A 21,429-nucleotide genomic window follows, 5' to 3' on the forward strand; every position below is an offset into this window, starting at 1 on the left:
AGGAGTGGGCAATATCGTCTTCCTGACGAAAACAGGAGGACCGCCACCATGGCCGACATCACCCGGCGCCTCGGACTGCGCCATCTGCGCTCCGCGCCCACGGCTCACATCCGCCACCACCAGCACGGGCGGCTCGTCCACGACGGCCCGGGGCTCAGCTTCTGGTTCCGCCCGCTGAGCGCCGCGCTGTCGGAAGTGCCGGTCGACGACCGGGAGTTGGCGGTGGTCTTCCACGCCCGTACGGCCGACTTCCAGGACGTCACCGTGCAGGCGACGGTGACGTACCGGATCAGCGACCCCGCGGCCGCGGCGGCCCGCATGGACTTCTCCGTCGACCCGGACACCGGCGCCTGGCGCTCCGCTCCCCTGGAGCAACTGGCCACGCTGCTCACCGAGTCCGCACAGCAGCACGCCCTGGCCGTGCTCGCCCGCACCCCGCTGGCCGAGGCCCTCGCGGACGGCGTCAGCGCGGTGCGCGAGCGGATGACCCGGGGCCTGGGTGCCGAGCCGCGGCTGCCCGCGACCGGCATCGAGGTGGTCGCCGTCCGCGTGGTCGCGATCCGGCCGGAGCCCGAGGTGGAGCGGGCGCTGCGCACCCCGGCACGGGAGCGCGTCCAGCAGGAAGCGGACCGGGCCACGTACGAGCGCCGGGCCGTGGCCGTCGAGCGCGAGCGGGCCATCGCCGAGAACGAGCTGGCCAGCCGCATCGAACTGGCCCGCCAGGAGGAGCGGTTGGTGGAGCAGCGCGGCACCAACGCGCGCCGCGAGGCCGAGGAGAACGCCGCCGCCGACGCCGTGCGCGCCGAGGCGGAGGCCGCCCGCACGGTGCGCCTCGCCCGCGCCGAGGCCGAGGCGGCGCGCACCGTCGGCGAGGCCCGCGCCGCCGCCCAGGCCTCCTGGCTCGCGGCCCACGCCACCGCCGACACCGCCACGCTGCACGCCCTCGCCGCCACCCGCCTCGCCGAGAACGTGCCCCGCATCGACAGCCTCACCCTGGCACCGGACGCCCTCTCGGCGCTGCTGGCCGGGCTCGCCCGCACCAACGGCACCGCCGACGGGGGCCGCGCGTCATGAGCCTCGCCCCGCGCGCGGTGCTCGTCCACCGCGTCACCGAGTACGAGGAGCTGATGGCCCGTCACGGCACGCACGGGCAGGCCGCGTTCTTCCTGTCCTCGCGGGGCCGGGACATCGAGGAGGTCGCCGAGCGGCACCGGCGGGCCCGGCGGGCGCTCGCCGACGTGGCCGCCGCGGTGCCGCTGCGCTGGCGGCAGACGCGGGTGGAGCGCGCCGACCTCGACCGGTTCCTGTTCGCGCCCGAGGACGTGGTGGTCGTGGTCGGGCAGGACGGACTCGTCGCCAACGCCGCCAAATACCTGAGCGGGCAGCCGGTGGTCGGCGTGGACGCCGAGCCGGGGCGCAACCCCGGCGTGCTGGTGCGGCACCGGCCCGCCGACGTGGCGAAGCTGCTGCCGCACGCGGCGGCCGGTGCGGCCGGGGCCGAGGAGCTGACCATGGTCGAGGCCACCACGGACGACGGCCAGTGCCTGCGCGCCCTGAACGAGATCTACGTCGGCTCGGCCGGGCACCAGACGGCCCGCTACCGCCTCAGCTCCGGCGCCGGGACCGGGGCCGGAGCCGGGACCGGGGCCGGAGCCGGGACCGGGGCCGGAGCCGGAGCCGGGCTCGGCACCGAGGCGCAGGCCTCCTCCGGCGTCCTGATCGGCACCGGCACGGGCGCCACCGGCTGGCTCGGGTCGCTGTGGCGCCAGGGCGGCGGCGGTCCGCGCCTGCCGGGGCCGCGCGAGGCGCGCCTGCTGTGGTGCGTGCGCGAGGCCTGGGCGTCCCCGGCGACCGGCACCTCCCGGGTGCGCGGGGAACTGACCGGCGGCCAACGCCTGTGGCTCACCGCCGAGTCCGACCACCTGGTGGCCTTCGGCGACGGCATGGAGGCCGACGCGCTGAGCCTGGCCTGGTCCCAGAGCGTCCGCGTGGGCGTGTCCCCCCGCTGCCTGCGCCTGGCCGTCTGACGCCGCGCCCGGCACGAAGATCGCAGGTGGGAGCACCCGGGGCCCGGTGCGGGGCGGCCCACCGGATGCGGCAGGATGGGCGGCCGTGTCTACCGGCCGCGGGAGCGTACCGGCCGATCAGGGGAGCGTATTGATGGACCGAGGCCTGACTCTGCACGATCTGACGATCGCCGGGATCGCGGTGGCCGCCGGACTCGCCGCGGCCCTGCTGGTGCGCGCCACGCTGCGCTGGCTCGGGGAGCGGGCGAGCCGTACGAAGTGGGGCGGCGACGACGTCCTGGTGGACGCGGCCCGCGCCTTCCTGCCGTGCGCGGCGGTCGCCGCGGGCATCGCCGCCGCGGCGGCCACGCTGCCGCTGACGCCCCGCACCGGACGCACCGTCAACCTCGTCCTCACCGCGCTGCTGATCCTCGCGGCCACCGTCACGGCCGCCCGGATCGTGGCGGGGCTTGTCAGGTCGCTCGCCCAGTCGCGCTCCGGCGTCGCGGGCTCGGCGACGATATTCGTGAACATCACCCGGGTCGTAGTGCTCGCGATCGGCTTCCTGATCGTGCTCCAGACCCTCGGCATCTCCATCGCGCCGCTGCTCACCGCGCTCGGCGTCGGCGGCCTCGCCGTCGCGCTCGCCCTCCAGGACACCCTGGCCAACCTGTTCGCGGGCGTGCACATCCTCGCCGCGAAGACGGTCCAGCCGGGCGACTACATCCGCCTCACCAGCGGGGAGGAGGGCTACGTCGTCGACATCAACTGGCGCAACACGGTGGTGCGCAACCTCTCCAACAACCTGGTCATCATTCCGAACGGCAAGCTCGCGGGCACCAATATGACCAACTACAGCCGCCCCGAGCAGGAGTTGTCGATCCTGGTGCAGGCGGGCGTCGGCTACGACGCCAACCTCGACCACGTCGAGCGGGTCACCATCGAGGTCGTCGACGAGGTGATGACGGAGATCACCGGGGCGCTGCCCGACCACGAGGCGGCGATCCGCTTCCACACCTTCGGGGACTCCCGGATCGGCTTCACGGTGATCCTGGGCGTCGGCGAGTTCAGCGACCAGTACCGGATCAAGCACGAGTTCATCAAGCGGCTGCACCGCCGCTACCGCGCCGAGGGCATCCCGGTCCCCGCCCCGACCCGGACGGTGACCGTCCGTCAGGGCGAGCTGCCGGTGGCGATCCCGCACCAGCGCGCCTGACCGGAACCGCACCGGCGACGGCGCCCGGAGCGCGGGCGCCGCGGCGGCTCCGGGGGCGGCGGCTGAGGGCGCCCGCCGCCCACCGCCGCCCATGGTCCGCCGCCCGCAAGCCCGCAGCCCGCAGCCCGCAGCCCGCAGCCCGCAGCTGAGGGCGCCCGCCGGTGACCCGCGGTTCCGGTCAGGTGCTCGCCAGCCGCAGGGCCGCCGTGCTGCGGGAGCCCTCGCCGTCGCCGCTGTCCAGCTCATCCCACCACTGCTCGCCGTCCTCGATGCGGCGCAGCAGCACGCCCTCGCGCAGGCCCCACGGCGAGACGGTCGCCGTCTTGACGCCCATCAGCTTCATCGCGGTGTGCCCGACCACCGCCCCGGCGAGGCTCTGCCCTGACCTGGGCGCGGAGATGCCGGGGAGCCGGGCGCGGTCGGCGGCGGAGAGCCGGGCGAGCTGGTCGCGGGCCCGGCGCAGCCCCGCCCGGTCCAGGACGCGGGGCACGAACAGGCCGTGCCGCCCGGGGGCCGCGCCGGTGAGGCGGGCCAGCTGCTGGAACGTACGGGAGGTGGCGACGGCGGAGCGCGGGCCCTCCCAGCGGATCCGGGCCGCCACATCCCGCAGCTGGTGGCGCACCAGGCGGCGCAGCTCCTTGACGGCGCGGGCGGGTGGCGGGCCGTCGCCGGGGAAGTGCTCGTGCGTCAGGCGGTGCGCGCCGAGCGGCAGCGACACCGCGAAGTCCGGCAGCCGCCCGCGCCCGAAGGCCACTTCGAGGGAGCCGCCGCCGAGGTCGAGCAGCACCAGCGGCCCGGCCTGCCAGCCCAGCCACCGCCGGGCGCCGAGGAAGGTCAGCTCGGCCTCCAGCTCCCCGGGCAGGGTGCGCAGCCGGACCCCGGCGCGGGTGCGCACCGCGCGCAGGATCTCGGCGCGGTTCGGGGCGTCCCGCACGCAGGCCGTCGCGAAGGCCAACGGGGGTGTGGCGCCCCAGGACTCGGCGGTACGGGCCGCGGCGGCGACGGCGTCCGCGAGGTCGCGCCGGGCCCCGGAGCCGAACGGCTCGCCCGGCCGCACCCGTTCATAGAGGCGCAGCTTCCACTTGGCGGTGTGCACCGGCAGGGGCGCCCCGCTGTCCGCGTCGGCCACCACGAGTCTGACGGTGCGTGATCCCACGTCCAACACGCTGATTCGCATGCACCCTCACGTACCCGCACGGGCATCGGACACGCCCGCGGGTACGCCCCGCTCCGTCGGGCGTGGCCAGCTGCCTTGGCTCCCGGGACGCCCTCCGCCGCGCCTGCGGCGCCCCCTGCCCTCACCGCCTAGCGTGGAGGCATGACTTCACCGACTCTTCCCGCCGCCCCCGTCCGCCACCAACTCGTCCTGCGCGGCGGTCGGGTCCTCGATCCGGAGAGCGGGCTCGACGCGGTGGCCGACGTCGGGGTGACGGGGCACCGGATCTCCGGGGTCTCGACCACGGAGCTGACGGGGGACCAGGTCGTCGACGTCTCCGGGCTGGTCGTCGCGCCGGGCTTCATCGACCCGCACAGCCACACGCACACGGTCGCGGGCCACCGCCTTCAGGCGCTGGACGGCGTGACCACGGTCCTGGAGCTGGAACTGGGCCTGTCCCCCGTCGACGCCGCGTACCGCGCGGCGGCGGCCGAGGGGCGGCCGCTCAACTACGGCTTCTCCGCGTCCTGGGCGCAGGCCCGTATGGCGGTCGTCGGCGGACTGCCGCACGGCGGCGGCGCGCTCGCCGCGCTCGGCAGCCTGGGCGACGCCGCCTGGCAGCGGGAGGCGACCCGGGCCGAGGAGGCGGCGCTGCTCGCGCTGCTGCGCCGCGACCTGGACGACGGGGCGCTCGGCATCGGCGTGATCGTCGGGTACGCCCCACGGGTGCGGCCCGAGGAGTACCTGGCGGTGAGCCGCCTGGCCGCCGCCGCGGGCGTGCCGACGTACACGCACGCGCGCGGCCTCGTCGAGCACGACCCCGGCACGCTGGTCGACGGCGCCGAGGAGATCGCGCGGGCCGCGGGCGAGACGGGGGTGCACGCCCACTACTGCCATGTGCCGTCGACCTCGCACCGGCACGTCGACCGGGTCCTCGCGGTGCTCGACCGGGCCCGCGCCGAGGGTGCCCGGGTGTCGACGGAGGCGTATCCGTACGGCGCGGGCATGACGGCGATCGGTGCCGCGTTCCTCGACCCGGACGAGGTGGCCGCGTCCGACCGCGACGTGTCGGACATCGTGTACGCCGCCACCGGGGAGCGCCTGCGGGACCTGGCGCGCCTGCGCGAGCTGCGCGCCGCGGACCCCGGCGCCCTGGCGCTGCTGCACTTCCTCGACGAGTCCAAGGAGCACGAGCGGGCGTTCCTCGACCGGGCCCTGCTGCATCCGGCGGCCGTCATCGGCTCCGACGCGATGCCGCTGACCTGGAGGGACCCGGCCGCCGACCCGCTGGCGTGGCCGCTGCCGCAGGGCGCCGCGGTCACGCACCCGCGCACCGCGGGCACCTTCTCCAAGATGCTGCGCCGGTACGTGCGCGAGCTGGGCGCCCTGAGCCTGATGGACGCCGTGGCGCGGGCGAGCCTGTTCCCGGCGCGCATCCTGGAGGCCGGGGTGCCCGCCCTGCGCCACAAGGGCCGCGTCCAGGTCGGCTGCGACGCCGACCTGATCGCCTTCGACCCGGACGCGGTCGGCGACCGGGCGACGTACGCCGACAGCGTCAGGCCGTCCACGGGGCACCGGCACGTCCTGGTCGGCGGCGTCCCGGTGGTGCGTGACGGGGAGCTGCTGCCGGACGCGCTGCCGGGGCGGCCGGTGCGCCGCTGAACCGCTCGGCGGTGCCCGTGGGCGGGCTTCAGTGCGTGGCGTCCTTGTGGAACGTCAGTTCTTGGCGTCCTTGTTGAACGCGGACTGCGCCCACAGGTAGCCCACCACGGTCAGCCCGACCAGCCACGCGAGGGCGATCCACGCGTCGTTGCCGATCTCGGTGCCCAGCATCAGACCGCGCAGCGTCTCGTTGATCGGCGTGAACGGCTGGTACTTCGCGAACCACTCCAGCACCGTCGGCATCGACTCCGGCCGCACCACCGCCGACCCCAGGAACGGCAGGAACGTCAGCGGCATCGGCGCGTTGGACGCCGTCTCCACACTGTCCGACCCCAACCCCATCGCCGCCGACACCCACGACAGGGCGAACGCCAGCAGCACCAGCATCCCGATCGCCGCCAGCCACTCCACCACGTTCGCGTTCGGCCGGAAACCCACCGCCAGCGCCACCCCGATCACCAGCACCAGGCTGACCAGCGTCTGGATGACATTGCCCACCACATGCCCCACCAGCACCGACGACCGCGAGATCGCCATCGTGCGGAACCGGTTGATGATGCCCTCGGTCATGTCCGAACACACCGCCACCGCCGTCGAGATCGCCCCCGACGTGATCGCCATCAACAGAATGCCGGGCGTGACGTAGTTGGTGTAATCCCCCCGGTCCCCGCCCATACCGTTGCCCAGCGCCCCGCCGAAGGCGTACACGAACAGCAGCAGCATCAGCACCGGCATCGCGACCACGGACAACGTCATCGACGGATACCGCTGCGCCCGCTTCAGATTGCGGCGCAGCATCGTCATCGAGTCACGCACGGCGTACGAGGTGGTGCTCATCGCAGGGTCTCCTTCACAGCGCCCGCGCTGTCCGCGCCAGCGCGTCCACGGCCCTGACCGGTCAGGGCCAGGAACACGTCATCGAGGTCGGGGGTGTGGACCGTCAGGGCCTCCGCCCGGATCGCCGAGCGCTCCAGGCCGTCGAGGACGGAGCGCAGCGACGGGATGGATCCGTCGCTGGGAAGCTGGAGGGTCAGCTCCTCGTCGTTGCGCACGGCCTGGCCGAGCATGCGGGCGGCGGCGTCGAGGTGGAGCGCGTCGGCGAACCGGAGGCGGATGTAGCCGCCGGGGATGCGGCGCTTCAGCTCGTCGGCCGTGCCCTCGGCCACGATCTTCCCGCCGTCCAGCACCGCGATCCGGTCGGCCAGTTGATCGGCCTCCTCCAGGTACTGCGTCGTCAGGAAGATCGTCGTACCCCCCGCGACCAGATCCCGGATCATCTCCCACATCGTGCGACGGCTGCGCGGGTCCAGACCCGTCGTCGGCTCGTCCAGGAAGATGATGCTCGGCTTCCCCATCAGCGTCATCGCCAGGTCCAGCTTGCGGCGCATACCGCCGGAGAACGTGGACGCGGGCTTCTTCGCGCTCTGCGCAAGCTCGAAGCGCTCAAGGAGTTCGGCGGCGCGGCGCTGGCTCTCGGCGCGGTCCAGGTGCAGCAGGTCACCGATCAGGAGCAGGTTCTCCTCGGCGGTCAGCAGACCGTCGACCGCCGCGAACTGCCCGGTGACCCCGATCTCGGACCGTACGGCGTCCTGGTCCCGCCGCAGCGAGTGCCCGGCGACCGTGGCCTCGCCCTCGTCCGCGCCGATGAGCGTGGTGAGGATCTGCACGGTGGTGGTCTTGCCCGCGCCGTTCGGCCCGAGCAGGGCGAAGATCGTGCCAGGGGTCACGGCCAGGTCGATCCCGTCGAGCACGACCTTGTCGCCGTACGACTTGCGCAGCCCCTGGGCGCTGATGCCCTTGGTCGCCCTGGTCGGTTGGGTGGTGGCGGTCATCGTGGCCCTTCTCGTTTCCTTGGGGGTTGTCGAGGTCGTGCTCGGCGGTGTCGGGGGGCGCGGCCCAGGCGGGGCTGCCCCGGCGTCGGCGATCACCGTGGTGCGGGCCGCGCGTCTGCCCCCCCGGGTGGCGACGGCGCCCCCTGGCGGCAGCACGCTCGCGGGCGGTCTCCCGCGCGGCGCACGGCGACGTCCTCCGCCGGGCAGCGCCCGCGACGCCGACGCTATGATGCCACAATGGCACATCAATAGCGCCATGACGAGCCAAGGTGGCACCAGCACGCCGGGAGCCACTCGGCTCGCGCCACCGCCCCCGCGCCATCCATTGGGGCCGGGCGGGCGCGCGGGGGCGCGATCGCGCCCTTCGAGGACGCTAGCCCCGGCTCAGGGGCGCGAACAGGTTTCGGCCGCCCACGCCTGGCGCCCCTACGCATCCTTGACGCCGCTTCGTCCCGGCGACCAGGACACGCCGTCGGGAACGTTCGGGGACAAAGAGATCCCGCCCGGTCGTGGAACCGGACGGGATCAGGTCAACATCAGCGGCGGGAGCGCGGTCGGGGCCTTCCGGGCCTCGGGGCGCACACCTCGACGCGGCCCCGGCGGGCATCGCCCCTGGCGCCGCCGCTCCGGGCGTCAGCCCCAGCACCAGCGCCCCAGCACCGCGGCACCGGGCGTCAGCCCCGGCGCCGCGGCACCAGACGTCAGCGCCGGTACTGCGGCACCAGACGTCAGCGCCGGTACTGCGGCTCCGGGTGGCGCTGCTGCGGCGGCACCTGCTGGTCCGCCGCCAGGCGCCGGGCCAGCTTCTCGCCCTCGACGTCCATGTTCGGCAGCAGCCAGTCGAGCCACCTGGGCAGCCACCACGCGGCCCGGCCGAGCAGGGCGAACAGCGCGGGCACCAGGGTCATGCGGACCACGAAGGCGTCGAAGAGGACGGCGGCGGCGAGACCGAAGCCGATCATCTTCACCAGGTCGTTCTCCTCCAGGATGAAGCCGGAGAAGACGCTGATCATGATGACCGCGGCCGCCGCGACCACCCGGCCGCCGAACCGGAAGCCGGTCACGACCGCCTCCCGCGGGTCGGCCCCGTGGACGTACGCCTCGCGCATCCGCGTCACCAGGAACACCTCGTAGTCCATCGCGAGGCCGAAGACCACGCCGATCATGAAGATCGGCATCGTGCTCACGATCGGGCCCGGCTGGTCGACGCCGAAGACATCGGCGAGGTGCCCCTCCTGGAAGACCGCCACGACCGCGCCGAGGGCCGCGGCCACCGACAGGAGGAAGCCGAGCGCCGCCTTCAGCGGCACCAGGACCGAGCGGAACACCAGCATCAGCAGGACGAAGGCCAGGCCCACGACCGTGCCCAGATAGGGCAGCAGCGCGTCGTCGAGGGTCTTGGAGAAGTCGATGAACATCGCCGTCTGACCGGTCAGCAGGATGTCCGGACCGTTGTCCGCCTTGATGTCCTTTGCCATCCCTCGCAGGGATTTGACCAGGTTCTTGGTCTTGTCCTCGGCCGGGCCGGTCTGCGGCACGACGTTCACGATGGCGGTGTCGCCCGCCTTGTTGACCGCGGCCGCGCCGACGGACTCGACGCCCGGCTCCTTCTCCATCCGGGCGCGGACGCCCTCGGCCTTGGCCTTCACGCCCGGGGCCTCGATGGTGACCATCAGCGGGCCGTTGAAGCCCTTGCCGAAGGAGTCCGACATCATGTCGTAGGCCTTGCGCTGCGTGGTGTCGGGCGCCATGGTGCCCTCGCTCGGCAGGCCGAGCTTCATGTTCGCCGCGGGCACGGCGACCGCGCCGAGGCCCACGACGGCCAGCAGCAGCACGGCGACCGGGTGGCGCAGGATGAACTGCGCCCAGCGGGCGCCCATGTTGGGCCGCTGGAGCTTCAGCTGCCGCTGCTCGGCCTTGCGCTGCTGCTTCTCCGACAGCGGCTTGCCGCGGAACCGCGCGCGGTCCTTGCGGGCGAGCACCTTGACGGGCGCGAAGCCGAGGAGCGCGGGCACCAGCGTCACGGCGATGAGGACGGCGACCGCGACGGTGCCCGCGGCGGCCATGCCCATCTTGGTGAGCATCGGGATGTTCACGACGGCCAGGCCCACGAGGGCGATGACGACGGTGAGCCCGGCGAACACGACGGCCGTGCCCGCGGTGCCCACGGCGCGCCCCGCGGCGTCGTCGCGCGCGCGGCCGTCGGTGACCTCGGAGCGGTAGCGGGAGACGATGAACAGGGCGTAGTCGATGCCGACCGCGAGGCCGATCATCATGGCGAGCGTCGTGGTCGTGGACGACAGGCCGAGCGTGGTGCCGAGCGCGGTGATGCCGGAGATGCCGACGCCGACGCCGACGAGGGCGGTGAGCAGCGGCATGCCCGCGGCGATCATCGAGCCGAAGGTCAGGATGAGGACGATCGCCGATACGACGATGCCGATCGCCTCCGACGAGCCCTTCACGCCCTGCTCCACCTTGACGGCGTCGCCGCCCGCCTCGGCCGTGAGGCCGCTGTCGCGGGCGTGCTCCAGGGTGGCGTCGATGGCGTCGTGCGCCTTGTCGTTCACCTCGGTCTGGACGACCTTGTACGTGGCGGAGACATAGACGGTGGTCTTGTCCTTGCTGACGGCGGCGCCGCCCGCGGCGTACGGGTCGCTGACGCTGGCGACCTGCGGCGACTTGCGCAGCTCCGCGGCGACCTTTGCGACCTTGGCCTTCTCGGCCGGGTCGGTGATCTTCTTGCCGTCGGGCGCGCGCAGGACGACGCGGGCGGTGGCGCCGTCGGCGCTGGCGTCGGGGAACTTGTCGTCGAGGAGGTCGTACGCCTTCTGGGACTCCGTGCCCGGCATGGAGAACGTGTCGGCGGGCGGCGCCGGCGCGGTCGAGGCCGCGAAGCCCACGCCACCGAAGATCAGCACCCACAGCAGTGCCATCAGGCCGCGTCGCCGGAAGGCGAAACGGCCCAGTTTGTAAAGGATGGTAGCCACGGCGAAGGGACTCCCGTCGGGTCGGTCGGTTGGGGACAGGGCGAGAACGGCGGTGATCGTGCGGTTCCCGCGGGCCCCGCCGGGGGCGGGCCGCGGGGCGGCGTACGGCAGTTGGGGAGCCGTACGCCCCGGCCGTCCTTGCCGGGCCGGTGTCAGCGGCTGGTGGCGGCCCGTTGCTGTGGGTCATGCCTGTGCTTCGGGTGGAGCGGTGTGCGGTACGGGGTGCGGGCGCGGCGCGTGCCGCGAGGTGCGTCGCGGCACGCGTGCCCGGGTCCTGCTCCGCGGTCCTCCGCCGCGGGCGGCGCGTCCAGGGGTGCGACGCGTCTCCCGGCCTCGGCGTGAAGCCCACAGCGCTACGATGGCACCACTATGGCGCCATTGCAAGCCAGACATGGCACACAGGCGGCACCAGCCAGCCATGGCCACGCCCCTCACTCTTCCCCTCCCCGGGCGCCTCATGCCCCCCTGTACCGCCGGGCGGGCGACGGGAGAGCCCGCGCGGTGCCAGTGGCGCACCGCATCTGAACCCGCGCCTCCGCTCCGAGAACCCGGTTTCACCAGCCCTTCACTCCCCACACGCACACTCTCCGCCCCCGCCGCCCACAGCGGTCACAGCCGTCGGCCAACGCGCGAGATCCAGCCATTTCCCGCCAGAAGTCCGCACCTCAGGCGCATGAATCCGCTCACGTCGGCGAAGCATGTAGGGGGCACCCCGGACGGTCGACTTGCAGCCACCTGGCATGCCCCTGCCCGAAAGGCCACGCGGAGCCGGACGGCTCCGGAGGCGAGCGGATTCGGTCAGCTCCACCCCATGGAGCCAGATGGCGCTTGAATGGCGCCACGCTTGTGCCATCATGGCGTCATGGACCTCACGCCCTATGTCGACGATTTCCGGCACGAGCTCGCGGTCGCCGCGGAGGCGGGCGGAGACGAGGCCAGAGCCCTGGCCCGGAAGCTGACCGCCCCGCTCACGTCCGCGGCCCGGCTCACGCTGCTCAACGCGCTGTCCGCCGCCATGGGCGAGGTGTCCCGCGAGCTGGCGCCGGGCTCGGTCGTCGTCCAACTACGAGGAATCGACCCGGAGTTCGTGGTGACGCCCCCGCCGCCGCGGCCGGTCGGGACACCGCCGCCGACGACGGGGGCGCCCCGGCCCGTCGCGGCGGCACCGGAGCCGGTCTCGGCGGCGACGGCGCCAGCGGAGCCGACAGCCGCGGCGCCGGAGCCCGGGGCCACGGCGCCGGAGCCCGGTCGGGACGCGCCCCGGGACGAGCCCGGACGGGCGGCCCGCCCCACTCCCCCGGCCCTGCTCAGCGACACGCTCGCCGCGGGCCACATCCGGCTGCGGTTCGCCACCGCCGGTGGACTCCACCGGGCCGCGGCCCTGTTCCCGTACGCCGCCGTCGACCACGACGCGCTCGCCCTGCACCTGCCGAGCGACGGCAGCATCCCCATCCTGCGCGCCGTCCTGGACGCCCTCGACGAGGCGGCGGTCGAGCCCACCGCGCTCACGGTGCACACCCCCGACCTCGACGACGTCTTCTTCTCCCTCACCGGCCACCCCGAGGCCGACGAGGGAGTCCCCTCCGGCCGCTCCCCCAAGGGCGACGCCGGATGACCGGCGGGCCGCGCGCCCCCGACGCGCGGCCCGCCGGGGTCACACCGCCGCCGCCCGCGCGGGGCCGGTCCGGGCCCGCGCGGTGAGCAGCGGCAGCGTCCGCGGTCCCGTGAGCTCCGGGCTCCCCATCAGGACCGGCGGGTTGGCGGGGTCGGTCCGCAGGTCGGGGAAGCGGTCCAGCAGGACCTCGAGGGCGATGCGCGCCTCCAGGCGGGCGAGCGGCGCCCCCAGGCAGAAGTGGATGCCCCGGCCGAAGGCCAGGTGCGGGTTGGGGTCGCGCTCGGGGCGGAAGACATCCGGGTCGGCGAAGACCCGCTCGTCCCGGTTGGCCGCCCCGGTGTACAGGGCGACGACCCGCCCCTCGGGCACCCGGTGCCCGCCGAGGTCGACGTCCCTGGTGGTCGCCCGGTAGAAGACCTCGAAGGGGGTCAGCAGGCGCAGCGACTCCTCGATGACCCCCGGGACGGCCGTCCGGTCCCGCCGCAGCCGCTGCCACCACTCGGGGTGGGCGTCGAGGCAGAGCACCGTGTTGCCCAGCAGTATCGTCGTCGTGATGTGCCCGGCGATGAACAGCAGTTGGGCGAAGTTCCCGAGGACCCGCGGGCTCAGCCGCTCGCCGTCGACCTCGGCCTGGACGAGCTTGGTGAGCAGGTCCTCCCGGGGGTGCCGCCTGCGCTCCTCGGCGTGGCCGTCGAAGTACTCGGTCATGCGCCGCGCCAGGTCGAGGGCGGACTCCACCTCCGCGCTGTCCGCGTCGCCGCCCGCCGCGGGGAGCTGTGTGCGCGCCAGGATCTGGTCGCTCCACTCCCGGAACATGGCGCGGTCCTCGCTCGGCACGCCGAGCAGTTCCGCGATGACGGTCACCGGCAGCGGGTACGCGAGGTCCTCGACGAACTCCAGGGTGCCGCGGCCCTCCGCCTGGTCGAGCAGGTCGTGGGTGAAGGCGGCGATCCGCGGCGCGAGCCCGGCCACCAGCTTCGGCGTGAAGGCCCGGCTGACCACTTGGCGCAGCGCGCGGTGCTCGGGCGGGTCCATCTGGGTGAGCAGGCCCTCGGTCTCCTCCTTAGGGACGTCGGGGGTGAAGTAGCGCCCGATGTCGGACGAGAAGGCCGCCGGGTCCGCGAAGACCTCGACGGCCTCCGGGTGGCCGTAGACGTTCCACAGGCCGAGGGCCTCGTCGTGCACGACCGGCCGCGGCGGCCGCTCGCCGCGGAGCCAGAAGTGCTCGGGGGGCGCGCCCCAGGAGTCGACCAGGGCGTCCAGGGGCGAGGCGCCCAGGGTCCGTTCTGTCATGAGATGTCACCAGTTTCGAGGCGTACGGGAGCGCCGCCGCGACGCCGGGAGCGGCGGGCGGCGGAGCAGCGGAGCGCGGGGGGTACCGCCTGATCACGTGGAACGGCCCGCGAGCCGCGCCCGGGCGCGGCGCCGGTCACCGTGCGTCGGGGCGCGCTGCCGGTCGCCGCGCTCGGAACGCGGTGCCGGTCGCCGTCCTCGGGGCGCGAAACCGGTCGCCGCGTTGCGGAGCGCGGGGCCGGTCGCCGTCCTCGGAGTGCGCTGGGGCGCCGTGATCAGGCGCGGCGTATGACGATGTCGCCGCGGCTGGTGACGGCGTGGATCTCCACGGCCTCGTCCGGCGCGGCGGGCGCGCCGGTCCCGCCTAGTTCGTTGCGCACGTACCCGAACTTGGTGTGCACGTCGAGCCAGGCGGCGGTGCCCTTCCTGACGCCGACCTCCAACTGGCCGACGGCGGCCCTGAGTTCGACGCGGCCTCGGGCGACGTCGCCGACGCGGATGTCGCCGGTGACCGCGCGGGCGCTGACGCTGTCGCGGGCCCGGCCGACGCTCACGTCACCGCGGTTGACGGTCACGCGCAGCGGTCCCGTGACCTCCTCGACGTCGGTGTCGCCGCTGGAGTTCTTCAGGGTCAGGGCGCCGTCGACCGGGCCGAGCCGGATGTCGCCGGAGGCGGCGCGGATGTCGGCCTCGCCGATGACGCCGCCGACGGTGATGTCGCCGTACCCGCTGTTGAGCTGGAGCCGTCCGGTCCGCTCCAGGTGGATGGTGCCCTGCCCGGTCTTGAACTCGCACTCCCCGAGATCGCCCTCGCCGTACAGGTCGGCGACCGTGCCCTCGCCGGTGAGCCGGGAGCCCTCGGGCAGCTCGACGCTCACGTCGACGGAGCCGCCGGTGCCGAAGAGGCTGCGGCGCTTGGGGGTGCGGATCAGCAGCCGCCCCTGCGCGAACTCGACGCGGGTCTGCTCGGCCGCGCTCTTGTCGGACGGGCTGCGGCCGCTGCTCGGAGTCACTTCGACGACCGTCTTCGTGCGCCCGGACGCGTGCACCCGCAGGGAGCCCGCATTGATCTGGACCGCGACCGAGATGGGCTCGGGGGTGTCGAAGGTCGGCATGGCTGCCCCGTCCTGGTGAGTTCCGTCGGGTGTCCGCGGGGGACGTCGGTGGTGCGGCGGCGGGAGGGCGCCGGAGCGCGCGGCGCCCTCATCGCGCGCCCCACGATCCGATCAGTGACGCCATGATGGCATCACCATGGCGCCACCGCAAGGCGACATGGCTCAAACCGACGCGGCCCGAGACGCGCTGCCCGCGGCACACGGCCCGCGGCCCGATGACCGGAAGGCCGCCCACCGGTACGTGGACGGCCCTCGGCCCTGTCGGCCCCTGTCGGCCCTGTCGGGCCCGCTCGGCTCAGTACGCCTCGCTCGGTCGGCCCTGTGCGCCTGGCTCGGGTCCGGTACGGCCGGTCACCCGCTTCGTACGGAGCGGAGCGCTCGGTGGGTGCGGATCAGCCCGCGCCCGCCTCCCGCCGCGCCCGGTCGAGTACGCCGGGCAGCGCCCGCAGGAACGTCGTCACCTCGTCCTCGCCGACGATCAGTGGCGGGGCGAGCCGGATCGTGTCCGGCGCGACGGCGTTCACCAGCAGGCCCGCGTCCTGGGCGGCCTGCTGCACCAGGGCGGCGAGCGGCTCGGTCAGGACGATGCCGAGGAGCAGCCCGGCGCCGCGGACCCGGTCCACCAGGGGGTGGCCGAGGTCCTCGATGCCCCGCCACAGCGCCTCGCCCTGGCGCTTGACGTGGTCGAGCAGCCCGTCCGCGTGGATGGTGTCGAGTACGGCGAGCGCGGCGGCGCAGGCGACGGGGTTGCCGCCGAACGTGGTGCCGTGGGTGCCGGGCGTCAGCAGGTCGGCTGCCGGGCCGAAGGCGAGGGTCGCGCCGATCGGCAGGCCGCCGCCGAGGCCCTTGGCGAGCGTGAGGACGTCCGGCTCGACGCCCTGCGCCTGGCACTCGAACCAGTGGCCGGTGCGGCCGATGCCGGTCTGCACCTCGTCGAGGACGAGCAGGGCGCCCGTGGCGCGGGTGATCTCGCGGGCGGCCGTCAGGTAGCCGGGCGGCGGGACGACCACGCCGTTCTCGCCCTGGATGGGCTCGATCACCACGAGCGCGGTGTCGCTGTCCACGGCCGCGCGCAGCGCCTCGGTGTCGCCGTACGGGACGTGGGTGACGTCGCCGGGCAGCGGCTCGAAGGGGGCGCGCTTGCCGGGCTGGCCGGTCAGGGCGAGCGCGCCCATGGTGCGGCCGTGGAAGCCGCCCTCCGTGGCGACCACGCGGCGGCGCCCGGTGAGCCTGCCGAGTTTGAAGGCCGCCTCGTTGGCCTCGGCACCGGAGTTGGCGAAGAACACCCGGCCGGTGCGCCCGGTCAGCCGGAGCAGGCGCTCGGCGAGCCGCACGGTCGGCTCGGCGACGAACAGGTTCGACACGTGGCCGAGCCTGCCGACCTGTTCGCTGACGGCGCGGACGACGGCGGGGTGCGCGGTGCCCAGGGAGTTCACCGCGATGCCGCCGACGAAGTCCAGGTACTTCCTGCCGTCCGCGTCCCAGAACGCGGCGCCCTCACCGCGGGTCAACGGCACGCGCGGCGTGCCGTAGTTGTCCATCAGCGACGCCTGCCAGCGCGCGGTGAGCCGCGCGTTGCCGCCCGTGCCGTCCGGCCCCGCGGTGCCGTCGGCGCCCGGTGTGCCCTCGCTCATCCCGTCCCCTCTTCGTCGGCTCGTGTCGGCCGCGCCCGTCGCGGCCCCCGCCCGGCGGCGCTCACCGCGGGCCCTGTTCGTCCGGCATCACCAGCGTGCCGATCTCCTCGCGCGTGAACATCTCCAGGAGCACCGAGTGCTGCACCCGGCCGTCGATCACCCGGGCGCTGCCGACGCCGTTGCGCACCGCGTGCAGGCAGCCCGCCATCTTCGGGACCATGCCGTCGGCGAGCGTCGGCAGCAGCTGCTCCAGCTCGCTGGCGCTGAGCCTGCTGATCACCTCGTCGCTGTTGGGCCAGTCCGCGTACAGTCCCTCGACGTCGGTGAGGAAGACGAGGGTGTGCGCGTTCAGGGCGGCGGCGACCGCGGCGGCGGCGGTGTCGGCGTTCACGTTGTAGATGTGGTGGTCGTCGACGCTGCGGGCCACCGGGGAGATCACCGGTATCCGGCCGTCGGCCAACAGGGCCTCCACGGCACCGGGGTTGACGCCGACGATCTCGCCGACGCGCCCGATGTCGACCTTCTCGCCGTCGTCGCCCACCGGCCAGTGCTTGACGGCGGTGATGGTGTCGGCGTCCTCACCGGTGATGCCGACCCCGAGCGGGCCGTGCTGGTTGATCAGGCCGACCAGTTCGCGCTGCACCTGACCGGCGAGCACCATCCGGACGACGTCGACGGCCTCCGGGGATGTGACCCTGAGCCCGGCCTTGAACTCGCTCTCGATGTTGTGCAGTTTCAGCGCGGCGCTGATCTGGGGGCCGCCGCCGTGCACGACGACGGGCCGCAGTCCGGCGCGCCGCAGGAAGACGACGTCGTGGGCGAAGGCCGCCTTCAGCTCGTCGTCGATCATGGCGTTGCCGCCGAACTTGATGACGCAGATCATGCCCTGGTGGCGGTCCAGCCACGGCAGCGCGTCCATGACGGACTGCGCCTTGACCAGTGCGGGATGTTCGTGGGTGCTGGTCCTCATGACGAGTACGCGCTGTTCTCGTGGACGAACTCGGCGGTCAGGTCGTTGGCCCACAGCGTGGCGGACTCGGTGCCCGCGGCGAGGTCGGCGGTGATGACGACCTCCCGGCCGCGCATGTCGACGGACGTGCGGTCCGCGCCGATGGAGCCGTCCTTGCACACCCACACGCCGTTGATGGCGACGTTCAGGCGGTCCGGCTCGAAGGTGGCGGAGGTGGTGCCGATCGCGGACAGGACCCGGCCCCAGTTGGGGTCCTCGCCGTGGATGGCGCACTTCAGGAGGTTGTTGCGGGCGATGGAGCGCCCGGCCTCCACGGCGTCGTCCTCCGTGACGGCGTTGATGACGTCGATGCGGATGTCCTTGGAGGCGCCCTCGGCGTCGCCGATGAGCTGCCGCGCGAGGTCCTCGCACACCGCGCGCACGGCCGCGGCGAACGCGGCGTGCTCCGGCGCCACCCCGGAGGCCCCGGAGGCCAGCAGCAGCACGGTGTCGTTGGTGGACATGCAGCCGTCGGAGTCGACCCGGTCGAAGGTCACCCGGGTCGCCGCGCGCAGCGCCTTGTCCAGGGCCCTGCCGTCGAGGTCGGCGTCGGTGGTGAGGACGACCAGCATGGTGGCGAGGCCGGGGGCGAGCATGCCCGCGCCCTTGGCCATGCCGCCGACCGTCCAGCCCTCGCCCTCGTACACGGCCGTCTTGTGGACGCTGTCGGTGGTCTTGATGGCGATGGCCGCCGCCTCGCCGCCGTCCTCGGACAGGGCCGCCACCGCGGTCTCCACGCCCGGCAGGAGCTTGTCCATCGGCAGGCGTACGCCGATGAGTCCGGTGGAGGCCACCGCGACCTCTCCGGCGCGCAGGCCGAGGCCCGCGGCCACCTTCTCGGCCGTGGCGCGGGTGTCCTGGAAGCCCGCGGAGCCGGTGCAGGCGTTGGCGCCGCCGGAGTTGAGGACGACGGCGCCGACCGAGCCGGTCCTGATGACCTGCTCGCTCCACACCACCGGCGCGGCCTTCACGCGGTTCGCGGTGAAGACGCCCGCCGCCGCCCGGCGCGGGCCGTTATTCACGACCAGGGCCAGATCGGGATTTCCGTTGTCTTTGATTCCGGCCGCCACGCCTGCGGCCGTAAATCCTTGTGCTGCCGTGACGCTCATGGCGCTACTACTCCTATAGTGGAAGTTCCCAGTTGCCCGGGAAGGCCGAGGGGGACCACCCGCAATGACATGATCCGCGCCGCCGCATTCATCGATTCCGACGGCAGCGCACCGTAACTCGACAACCGTCCGCCGGTCCCGCGGGCAGCGCTGCCGCGCGCACCCGTGCCGCCACGCATGGGTTCTGACCTCCGAAGCCTCGTATCGCGTCGAATGGGGGGCGGCGCAGAGGTTCACCGGGCGACGGACACCGGACGTCACCGTCCGACAACCTGCAACAAACTACAGGCAATTCAGGGCTTCGGGCACTGGCGCTGTCCCGTGGACGGGACAGCGCGCTCACCATCCGCCCGGTCTCCGCCGTGCGGGCCGTTCCGGTGGACCGGGGCTTTTCTCACGGTATTTCGTTCCCGTGGCTGTGAGGATTTCACGGTCCGGCAATGCGAACGGGCCGGGGCACAGGGTAATTCGGTGCGGGCCGAGGAGGCCTGGACGCCGGGGCCGTCGCGAACGACAATGGCCGGGCCGGTGCTCTGCCCGCGGGCGGCAGGTCCGCGACGGGGCGCCCGGCACACCGGCCGGTCTCTCCTTTCGCCGATGCTCCGCAGGACGGGGAATCCGCGGAGCCCGAGGAGCCGTCCGGCCGACCACAGACCCTCGGAAATGGAGTGAGCATGAGCAGCAACCCGTTCGACGACGCGGATGGCCGGTTCTACGTCCTGGTGAACGACGAGGAGCAGCACTCGCTGTGGCCGTCGTTCTCCGAGGTCCCCGCCGGCTGGCGGATCGTCTTCGGCGAGGCGGGCCGCCAGGAGTGCCTGGACTACGTGGAGCAGAACTGGACCGACCTGCGGCCCAAGAGCCTGCGCGACGCGATGGCGGCGGACGGCGCCGCGTGACGTCGGCGGCGCATCGCTGAGCGCGTGACGAAGGGTGGGCCCCGCGGCCGGTGACGGCCGCGGGGCCCACCCTATGTCCGTGTCCGTGCACACACCGTCGGTCCGTGTACGCGCTCCGTGCATGCCGCTCAGTGTACGCACCACGCACGACCGGCCCGTCAGCGGCGCTGACGGGCCGTCACGGTGGGTGGTCCTAGTCGGCCGCGGGGGCCGGGGCGGCCCCGGCGCGGCGCCGGACGACGGAGTCGGCGATCTCACCGCTGCGCACGGCGATGTTCGACAGCAGGGACGAGGTGAGCCCGTGGGTGTGCTCGGTGCCGCCCTGGAGGTAGATGCCGCAGGTCAGCTCGGGGTCGGTGACGATGCGGTAGTCGCGCTCCACGCGGTGCTTGCCCTGCTCGTCGCGGCGGCAGAACCGGTCGAGGTCGCCGAGCAGGCCGGTGGCGTCCATGGTGCTGTACCCGGTCGCGAAGACGAGCGCGTCGACGTCCACCTCCTGCTCGCCCTCGCCGTCGAGCAGCGAGTGCAGGACGACGCGGGTGTCGTTGCCGGAGCGCTTGACCTCCTTGACCCGGGTCAGGTTCAGGAAGTTCAGCCGCTTGTGCCCGGCGACCTCCTCCTCGTACGCGCGCCGGAACAGTTCGCGGATGACGTCGGTGTCCACCACGGAGTAGTTGGTGTTCTTGTGGTAGCGCCAGAACGCGTCGCGCGTGGTGTCGCTGCCGAAGTAGTAGTGGTCCACCGCGGCCGGGTCGAAGACCTGGTTGGCGAAGGGGGTGTCGTCGGCGACGGAGTAGCCGTACGACGGCAGGATCGCGGACACCTGGGCCTGCGGCAGCATGTCGTGCAGGAACTTGGTGATCTCGGCGGCGCTCTGCCCGGCGCCCACCACGGCCACGTGCCCCAGTTCCTCGGGCTTCATCCTGCCGTACCGGTCCAGGAACTCCGAGCTGTGCCAGACGCGCTCGTCGCGCTCCATGCCGTCGGGCATGCGCGGCACCAGGCCGGTGGAGACGGCCACGTTGCGTGCCCGCACCACGCGGGTGGCACCGCTCACGGTGTCCCGGACCTCGATTTCGAGGTGCTGCCCGGCGCCGGATTCCGCCGCGTCCGCGCCTTCGGAAAGCCGGATTCCGGTGACTTCCGAGTTGTAGCTGACGCGGTCCCGGAAGTTCGCCTCCGCCCATTCCAGGTACTGGTGGAACTCCTGCCGGGTCGGGAAGAAGTCCTGGTTGTTGACGAACTGCACCAGACGGTCCGAAGCGTGCAGGTACGACACGAAGCTGTACCGCGAATGCGGGTTCCGGAACGTGGCCAGGTCCTTCAGGAACGAAATCTGCATCGTCGCCTGCGGAAGGAGCATGTTGCGGTGCCAGCCGAACGCCTCCTGGCGCTCGAAGAAGACCGCGCTGACCGGCTGCCCTTCGGCGCTGGCCTGGTGCTCCTCCAGGGCGATGGCCAAGGACAGGTTGGACGGGCCGAACCCGATGCCGACGATGTCGTGTATCTCGTGTGCACGCGTACCCATAGACAATCTCCCGCTGGTGTAGCTTCGACAGGGACTTCCGCATCTTCGGTGAGGCATTTGCGGTTACCCAAGAGGGCCTTGGTCTGAAATGCTGCTGACTCTTGGCTGTCAACTCTCGTTTCTCAGGCCCGCCTCACGGTGACGAACATCTCGACCGGTCGGTCCGGGAGACACGCATTAAGTATTGCGCCGTGGAACACCGCCACGCCAACTTAGATGGGCCGGACGGACCTTTCAAGAGGGCCTGGTCCGCGACGCCCGGCGGGCGCCCGTCACTGTCCCGCCGACGGGACAGAAGTGTCCCGCGCCCGCATTCTTTGGTGACGCCACGCAAAGCGTTGGTAGCGTCGGCGACTTGGCGCCGTACC

At 73.3% G+C, this 21,429-nt stretch carries 15 protein-coding genes and 1 pseudogene; 6 read left to right on the forward strand and 10 right to left on the reverse strand.

The genetic code is table 11. The features are described 5' to 3' along the window. Positions 1-48: 48 nt before the first annotated feature. From ACOBQU_RS06240 to ACOBQU_RS06250, 3 genes are all read left to right on the forward strand, one after another. Positions 49-1,074, forward strand: a complete 1,026-nt coding sequence (locus ACOBQU_RS06240; RefSeq protein WP_423624889.1) for an SPFH domain-containing protein — start codon at positions 49-51, stop codon at positions 1,072-1,074. After that, on the forward strand, positions 1,071-2,027 hold the full coding sequence (locus tag ACOBQU_RS06245; RefSeq protein ID WP_423624890.1) for a hypothetical protein: 957 nt from the start codon (positions 1,071-1,073) through the stop codon (positions 2,025-2,027). Before ACOBQU_RS06240 ends, ACOBQU_RS06245 begins: the two co-directional genes overlap by 4 nt. Positions 2,028-2,160: 133 nt before the next feature. Next, entirely contained in the window at positions 2,161-3,222 is a 1,062-nt protein-coding gene (locus ACOBQU_RS06250) for a mechanosensitive ion channel family protein (protein WP_423624891.1), read from the forward strand. 178 nt (positions 3,223-3,400) lie between these two features. On the opposite strand, the gene ACOBQU_RS06255 is transcribed toward ACOBQU_RS06250, so the two are convergent. Beyond that, the gene (locus ACOBQU_RS06255; protein WP_423624892.1) at positions 3,401-4,399 is read right to left on the reverse strand and encodes a Ppx/GppA family phosphatase; all 999 of its coding nucleotides are present in this window, start codon (positions 4,397-4,399) and stop codon (positions 3,401-3,403) included. A gap of 141 nt (positions 4,400-4,540) precedes the next feature. Between ACOBQU_RS06255 and ACOBQU_RS06260 the strand changes: the two genes are divergently transcribed. Next, complete coding sequence (locus ACOBQU_RS06260) at positions 4,541-6,040, forward strand: amidohydrolase family protein (protein ID WP_423624893.1); 1,500 nt, start codon at positions 4,541-4,543, stop codon at positions 6,038-6,040. Between the two features lie 54 nt (positions 6,041-6,094). Here the strand turns inward: ACOBQU_RS06260 and ACOBQU_RS06265 are convergent, their stop codons facing one another. The 3 genes from ACOBQU_RS06265 to ACOBQU_RS06275 all read right to left on the reverse strand — a co-directional run bounded on the left by ACOBQU_RS06265 (position 6,095) and on the right by ACOBQU_RS06275 (position 10,859). Then, positions 6,095-6,877, reverse strand: a complete 783-nt coding sequence (locus ACOBQU_RS06265) for an ABC transporter permease (protein WP_423624894.1) — start codon at positions 6,875-6,877, stop codon at positions 6,095-6,097. Next, the gene (locus ACOBQU_RS06270) at positions 6,874-7,872 is read right to left on the reverse strand and encodes an ABC transporter ATP-binding protein (protein WP_423624895.1); all 999 of its coding nucleotides are present in this window, start codon (positions 7,870-7,872) and stop codon (positions 6,874-6,876) included. Before ACOBQU_RS06270 ends, ACOBQU_RS06265 begins: the two co-directional genes overlap by 4 nt. A 728-nt stretch (positions 7,873-8,600) precedes the next feature. Further along, on the reverse strand, positions 8,601-10,859 hold the full coding sequence (locus ACOBQU_RS06275) for an MMPL family transporter (protein ID WP_423624896.1): 2,259 nt from the start codon (positions 10,857-10,859) through the stop codon (positions 8,601-8,603). Positions 10,860-11,721: 862 nt separating this feature from the next. On the opposite strand from ACOBQU_RS06275, the pseudogene ACOBQU_RS06280 reads away from it, so the two are divergent. Beyond that, positions 11,722-12,093: pseudogene (locus ACOBQU_RS06280) on the forward strand (hypothetical protein); the annotation flags it as partial. Positions 12,094-12,513: 420 nt separating this feature from the next. Here the strand turns inward: ACOBQU_RS06280 and ACOBQU_RS06285 are convergent. The 5 genes from ACOBQU_RS06285 to argJ all read right to left on the reverse strand — a co-directional run bounded on the left by ACOBQU_RS06285 (position 12,514) and on the right by argJ (position 18,634). After that, the gene (locus ACOBQU_RS06285) at positions 12,514-13,767 is read right to left on the reverse strand and encodes a cytochrome P450 (protein ID WP_423624897.1); all 1,254 of its coding nucleotides are present in this window, start codon (positions 13,765-13,767) and stop codon (positions 12,514-12,516) included. 275 nt (positions 13,768-14,042) lie between these two features. After that, positions 14,043-14,882, reverse strand: a complete 840-nt coding sequence (locus ACOBQU_RS06290; protein WP_423624898.1) for a DUF4097 family beta strand repeat-containing protein — start codon at positions 14,880-14,882, stop codon at positions 14,043-14,045. 392 nt (positions 14,883-15,274) lie between these two features. Beyond that, entirely contained in the window at positions 15,275-16,516 is a 1,242-nt protein-coding gene (locus ACOBQU_RS06295) for an acetylornithine transaminase (protein ID WP_423624899.1), read from the reverse strand. Positions 16,517-16,577: 61 nt separating this feature from the next. Then, positions 16,578-17,486 (reverse strand): acetylglutamate kinase, encoded by a 909-nt coding sequence (argB, locus tag ACOBQU_RS06300; RefSeq protein WP_423624900.1) that lies wholly within the window; start codon positions 17,484-17,486, stop codon positions 16,578-16,580. Beyond that, positions 17,483-18,634 carry a bifunctional glutamate N-acetyltransferase/amino-acid acetyltransferase ArgJ gene (gene argJ, locus ACOBQU_RS06305; protein ID WP_423624901.1) on the reverse strand — a complete coding sequence of 384 codons (1,152 nt, stop codon included), beginning with the start codon at positions 18,632-18,634 and terminating at the stop codon, positions 17,483-17,485. The genes argB and argJ overlap by 4 nt, the downstream gene beginning before the upstream one ends. A 674-nt stretch (positions 18,635-19,308) precedes the next feature. Here argJ and ACOBQU_RS06310 point away from each other — a divergent pair. Further along, positions 19,309-19,533, forward strand: a complete 225-nt coding sequence (locus tag ACOBQU_RS06310; protein ID WP_423624902.1) for an MbtH family protein — start codon at positions 19,309-19,311, stop codon at positions 19,531-19,533. Positions 19,534-19,726: 193 nt separating this feature from the next. Here ACOBQU_RS06310 and ACOBQU_RS06315 read toward each other — a convergent pair whose 3' ends face one another. Next, positions 19,727-21,061 (reverse strand): lysine N(6)-hydroxylase/L-ornithine N(5)-oxygenase family protein, encoded by a 1,335-nt coding sequence (locus ACOBQU_RS06315; RefSeq protein ID WP_423624903.1) that lies wholly within the window; start codon positions 21,059-21,061, stop codon positions 19,727-19,729. Positions 21,062-21,429 lie beyond the last annotated feature (368 nt).

Origin of the sequence: Streptomyces sp. G45 (assembly GCF_049542095.1) — a bacterium.
In the GTDB taxonomy this organism is placed as follows: Bacteria; Actinomycetota; Actinomycetes; order Streptomycetales; family Streptomycetaceae; genus Streptomyces.

What these genes read in the sequence shown, in the direction of transcription:
- ACOBQU_RS06260 (WP_423624893.1), top strand. Translation starts at nt 4,541, where the DNA reads ATGACTTCACCGACTCTTCCCGCCGCCCCCGTCCGCCACCAACTCGTC.
- argJ (WP_423624901.1), bottom strand. Translation starts at nt 18,634, where the DNA reads ATGAGCGTCACGGCAGCACAAGGATTTACGGCCGCAGGCGTGGCGGCC.
- ACOBQU_RS06245 (WP_423624890.1), top strand. Translation starts at nt 1,071, where the DNA reads ATGAGCCTCGCCCCGCGCGCGGTGCTCGTCCACCGCGTCACCGAGTAC.
- argB (WP_423624900.1), bottom strand. Translation starts at nt 17,486, where the DNA reads ATGAGGACCAGCACCCACGAACATCCCGCACTGGTCAAGGCGCAGTCC.
- ACOBQU_RS06270 (WP_423624895.1), bottom strand. Translation starts at nt 7,872, where the DNA reads ATGACCGCCACCACCCAACCGACCAGGGCGACCAAGGGCATCAGCGCC.
- ACOBQU_RS06310 (WP_423624902.1), top strand. Translation starts at nt 19,309, where the DNA reads ATGAGCAGCAACCCGTTCGACGACGCGGATGGCCGGTTCTACGTCCTG.
- ACOBQU_RS06250 (WP_423624891.1), top strand. Translation starts at nt 2,161, where the DNA reads ATGGACCGAGGCCTGACTCTGCACGATCTGACGATCGCCGGGATCGCG.
- ACOBQU_RS06290 (WP_423624898.1), bottom strand. Translation starts at nt 14,882, where the DNA reads ATGCCGACCTTCGACACCCCCGAGCCCATCTCGGTCGCGGTCCAGATC.
- ACOBQU_RS06240 (WP_423624889.1), top strand. Translation starts at nt 49, where the DNA reads ATGGCCGACATCACCCGGCGCCTCGGACTGCGCCATCTGCGCTCCGCG.
- ACOBQU_RS06295 (WP_423624899.1), bottom strand. Translation starts at nt 16,516, where the DNA reads ATGAGCGAGGGCACACCGGGCGCCGACGGCACCGCGGGGCCGGACGGC.
- ACOBQU_RS06315 (WP_423624903.1), bottom strand. Translation starts at nt 21,061, where the DNA reads ATGGGTACGCGTGCACACGAGATACACGACATCGTCGGCATCGGGTTC.
- ACOBQU_RS06285 (WP_423624897.1), bottom strand. Translation starts at nt 13,767, where the DNA reads ATGACAGAACGGACCCTGGGCGCCTCGCCCCTGGACGCCCTGGTCGAC.
- ACOBQU_RS06265 (WP_423624894.1), bottom strand. Translation starts at nt 6,877, where the DNA reads ATGAGCACCACCTCGTACGCCGTGCGTGACTCGATGACGATGCTGCGC.
- ACOBQU_RS06255 (WP_423624892.1), bottom strand. Translation starts at nt 4,399, where the DNA reads ATGCGAATCAGCGTGTTGGACGTGGGATCACGCACCGTCAGACTCGTG.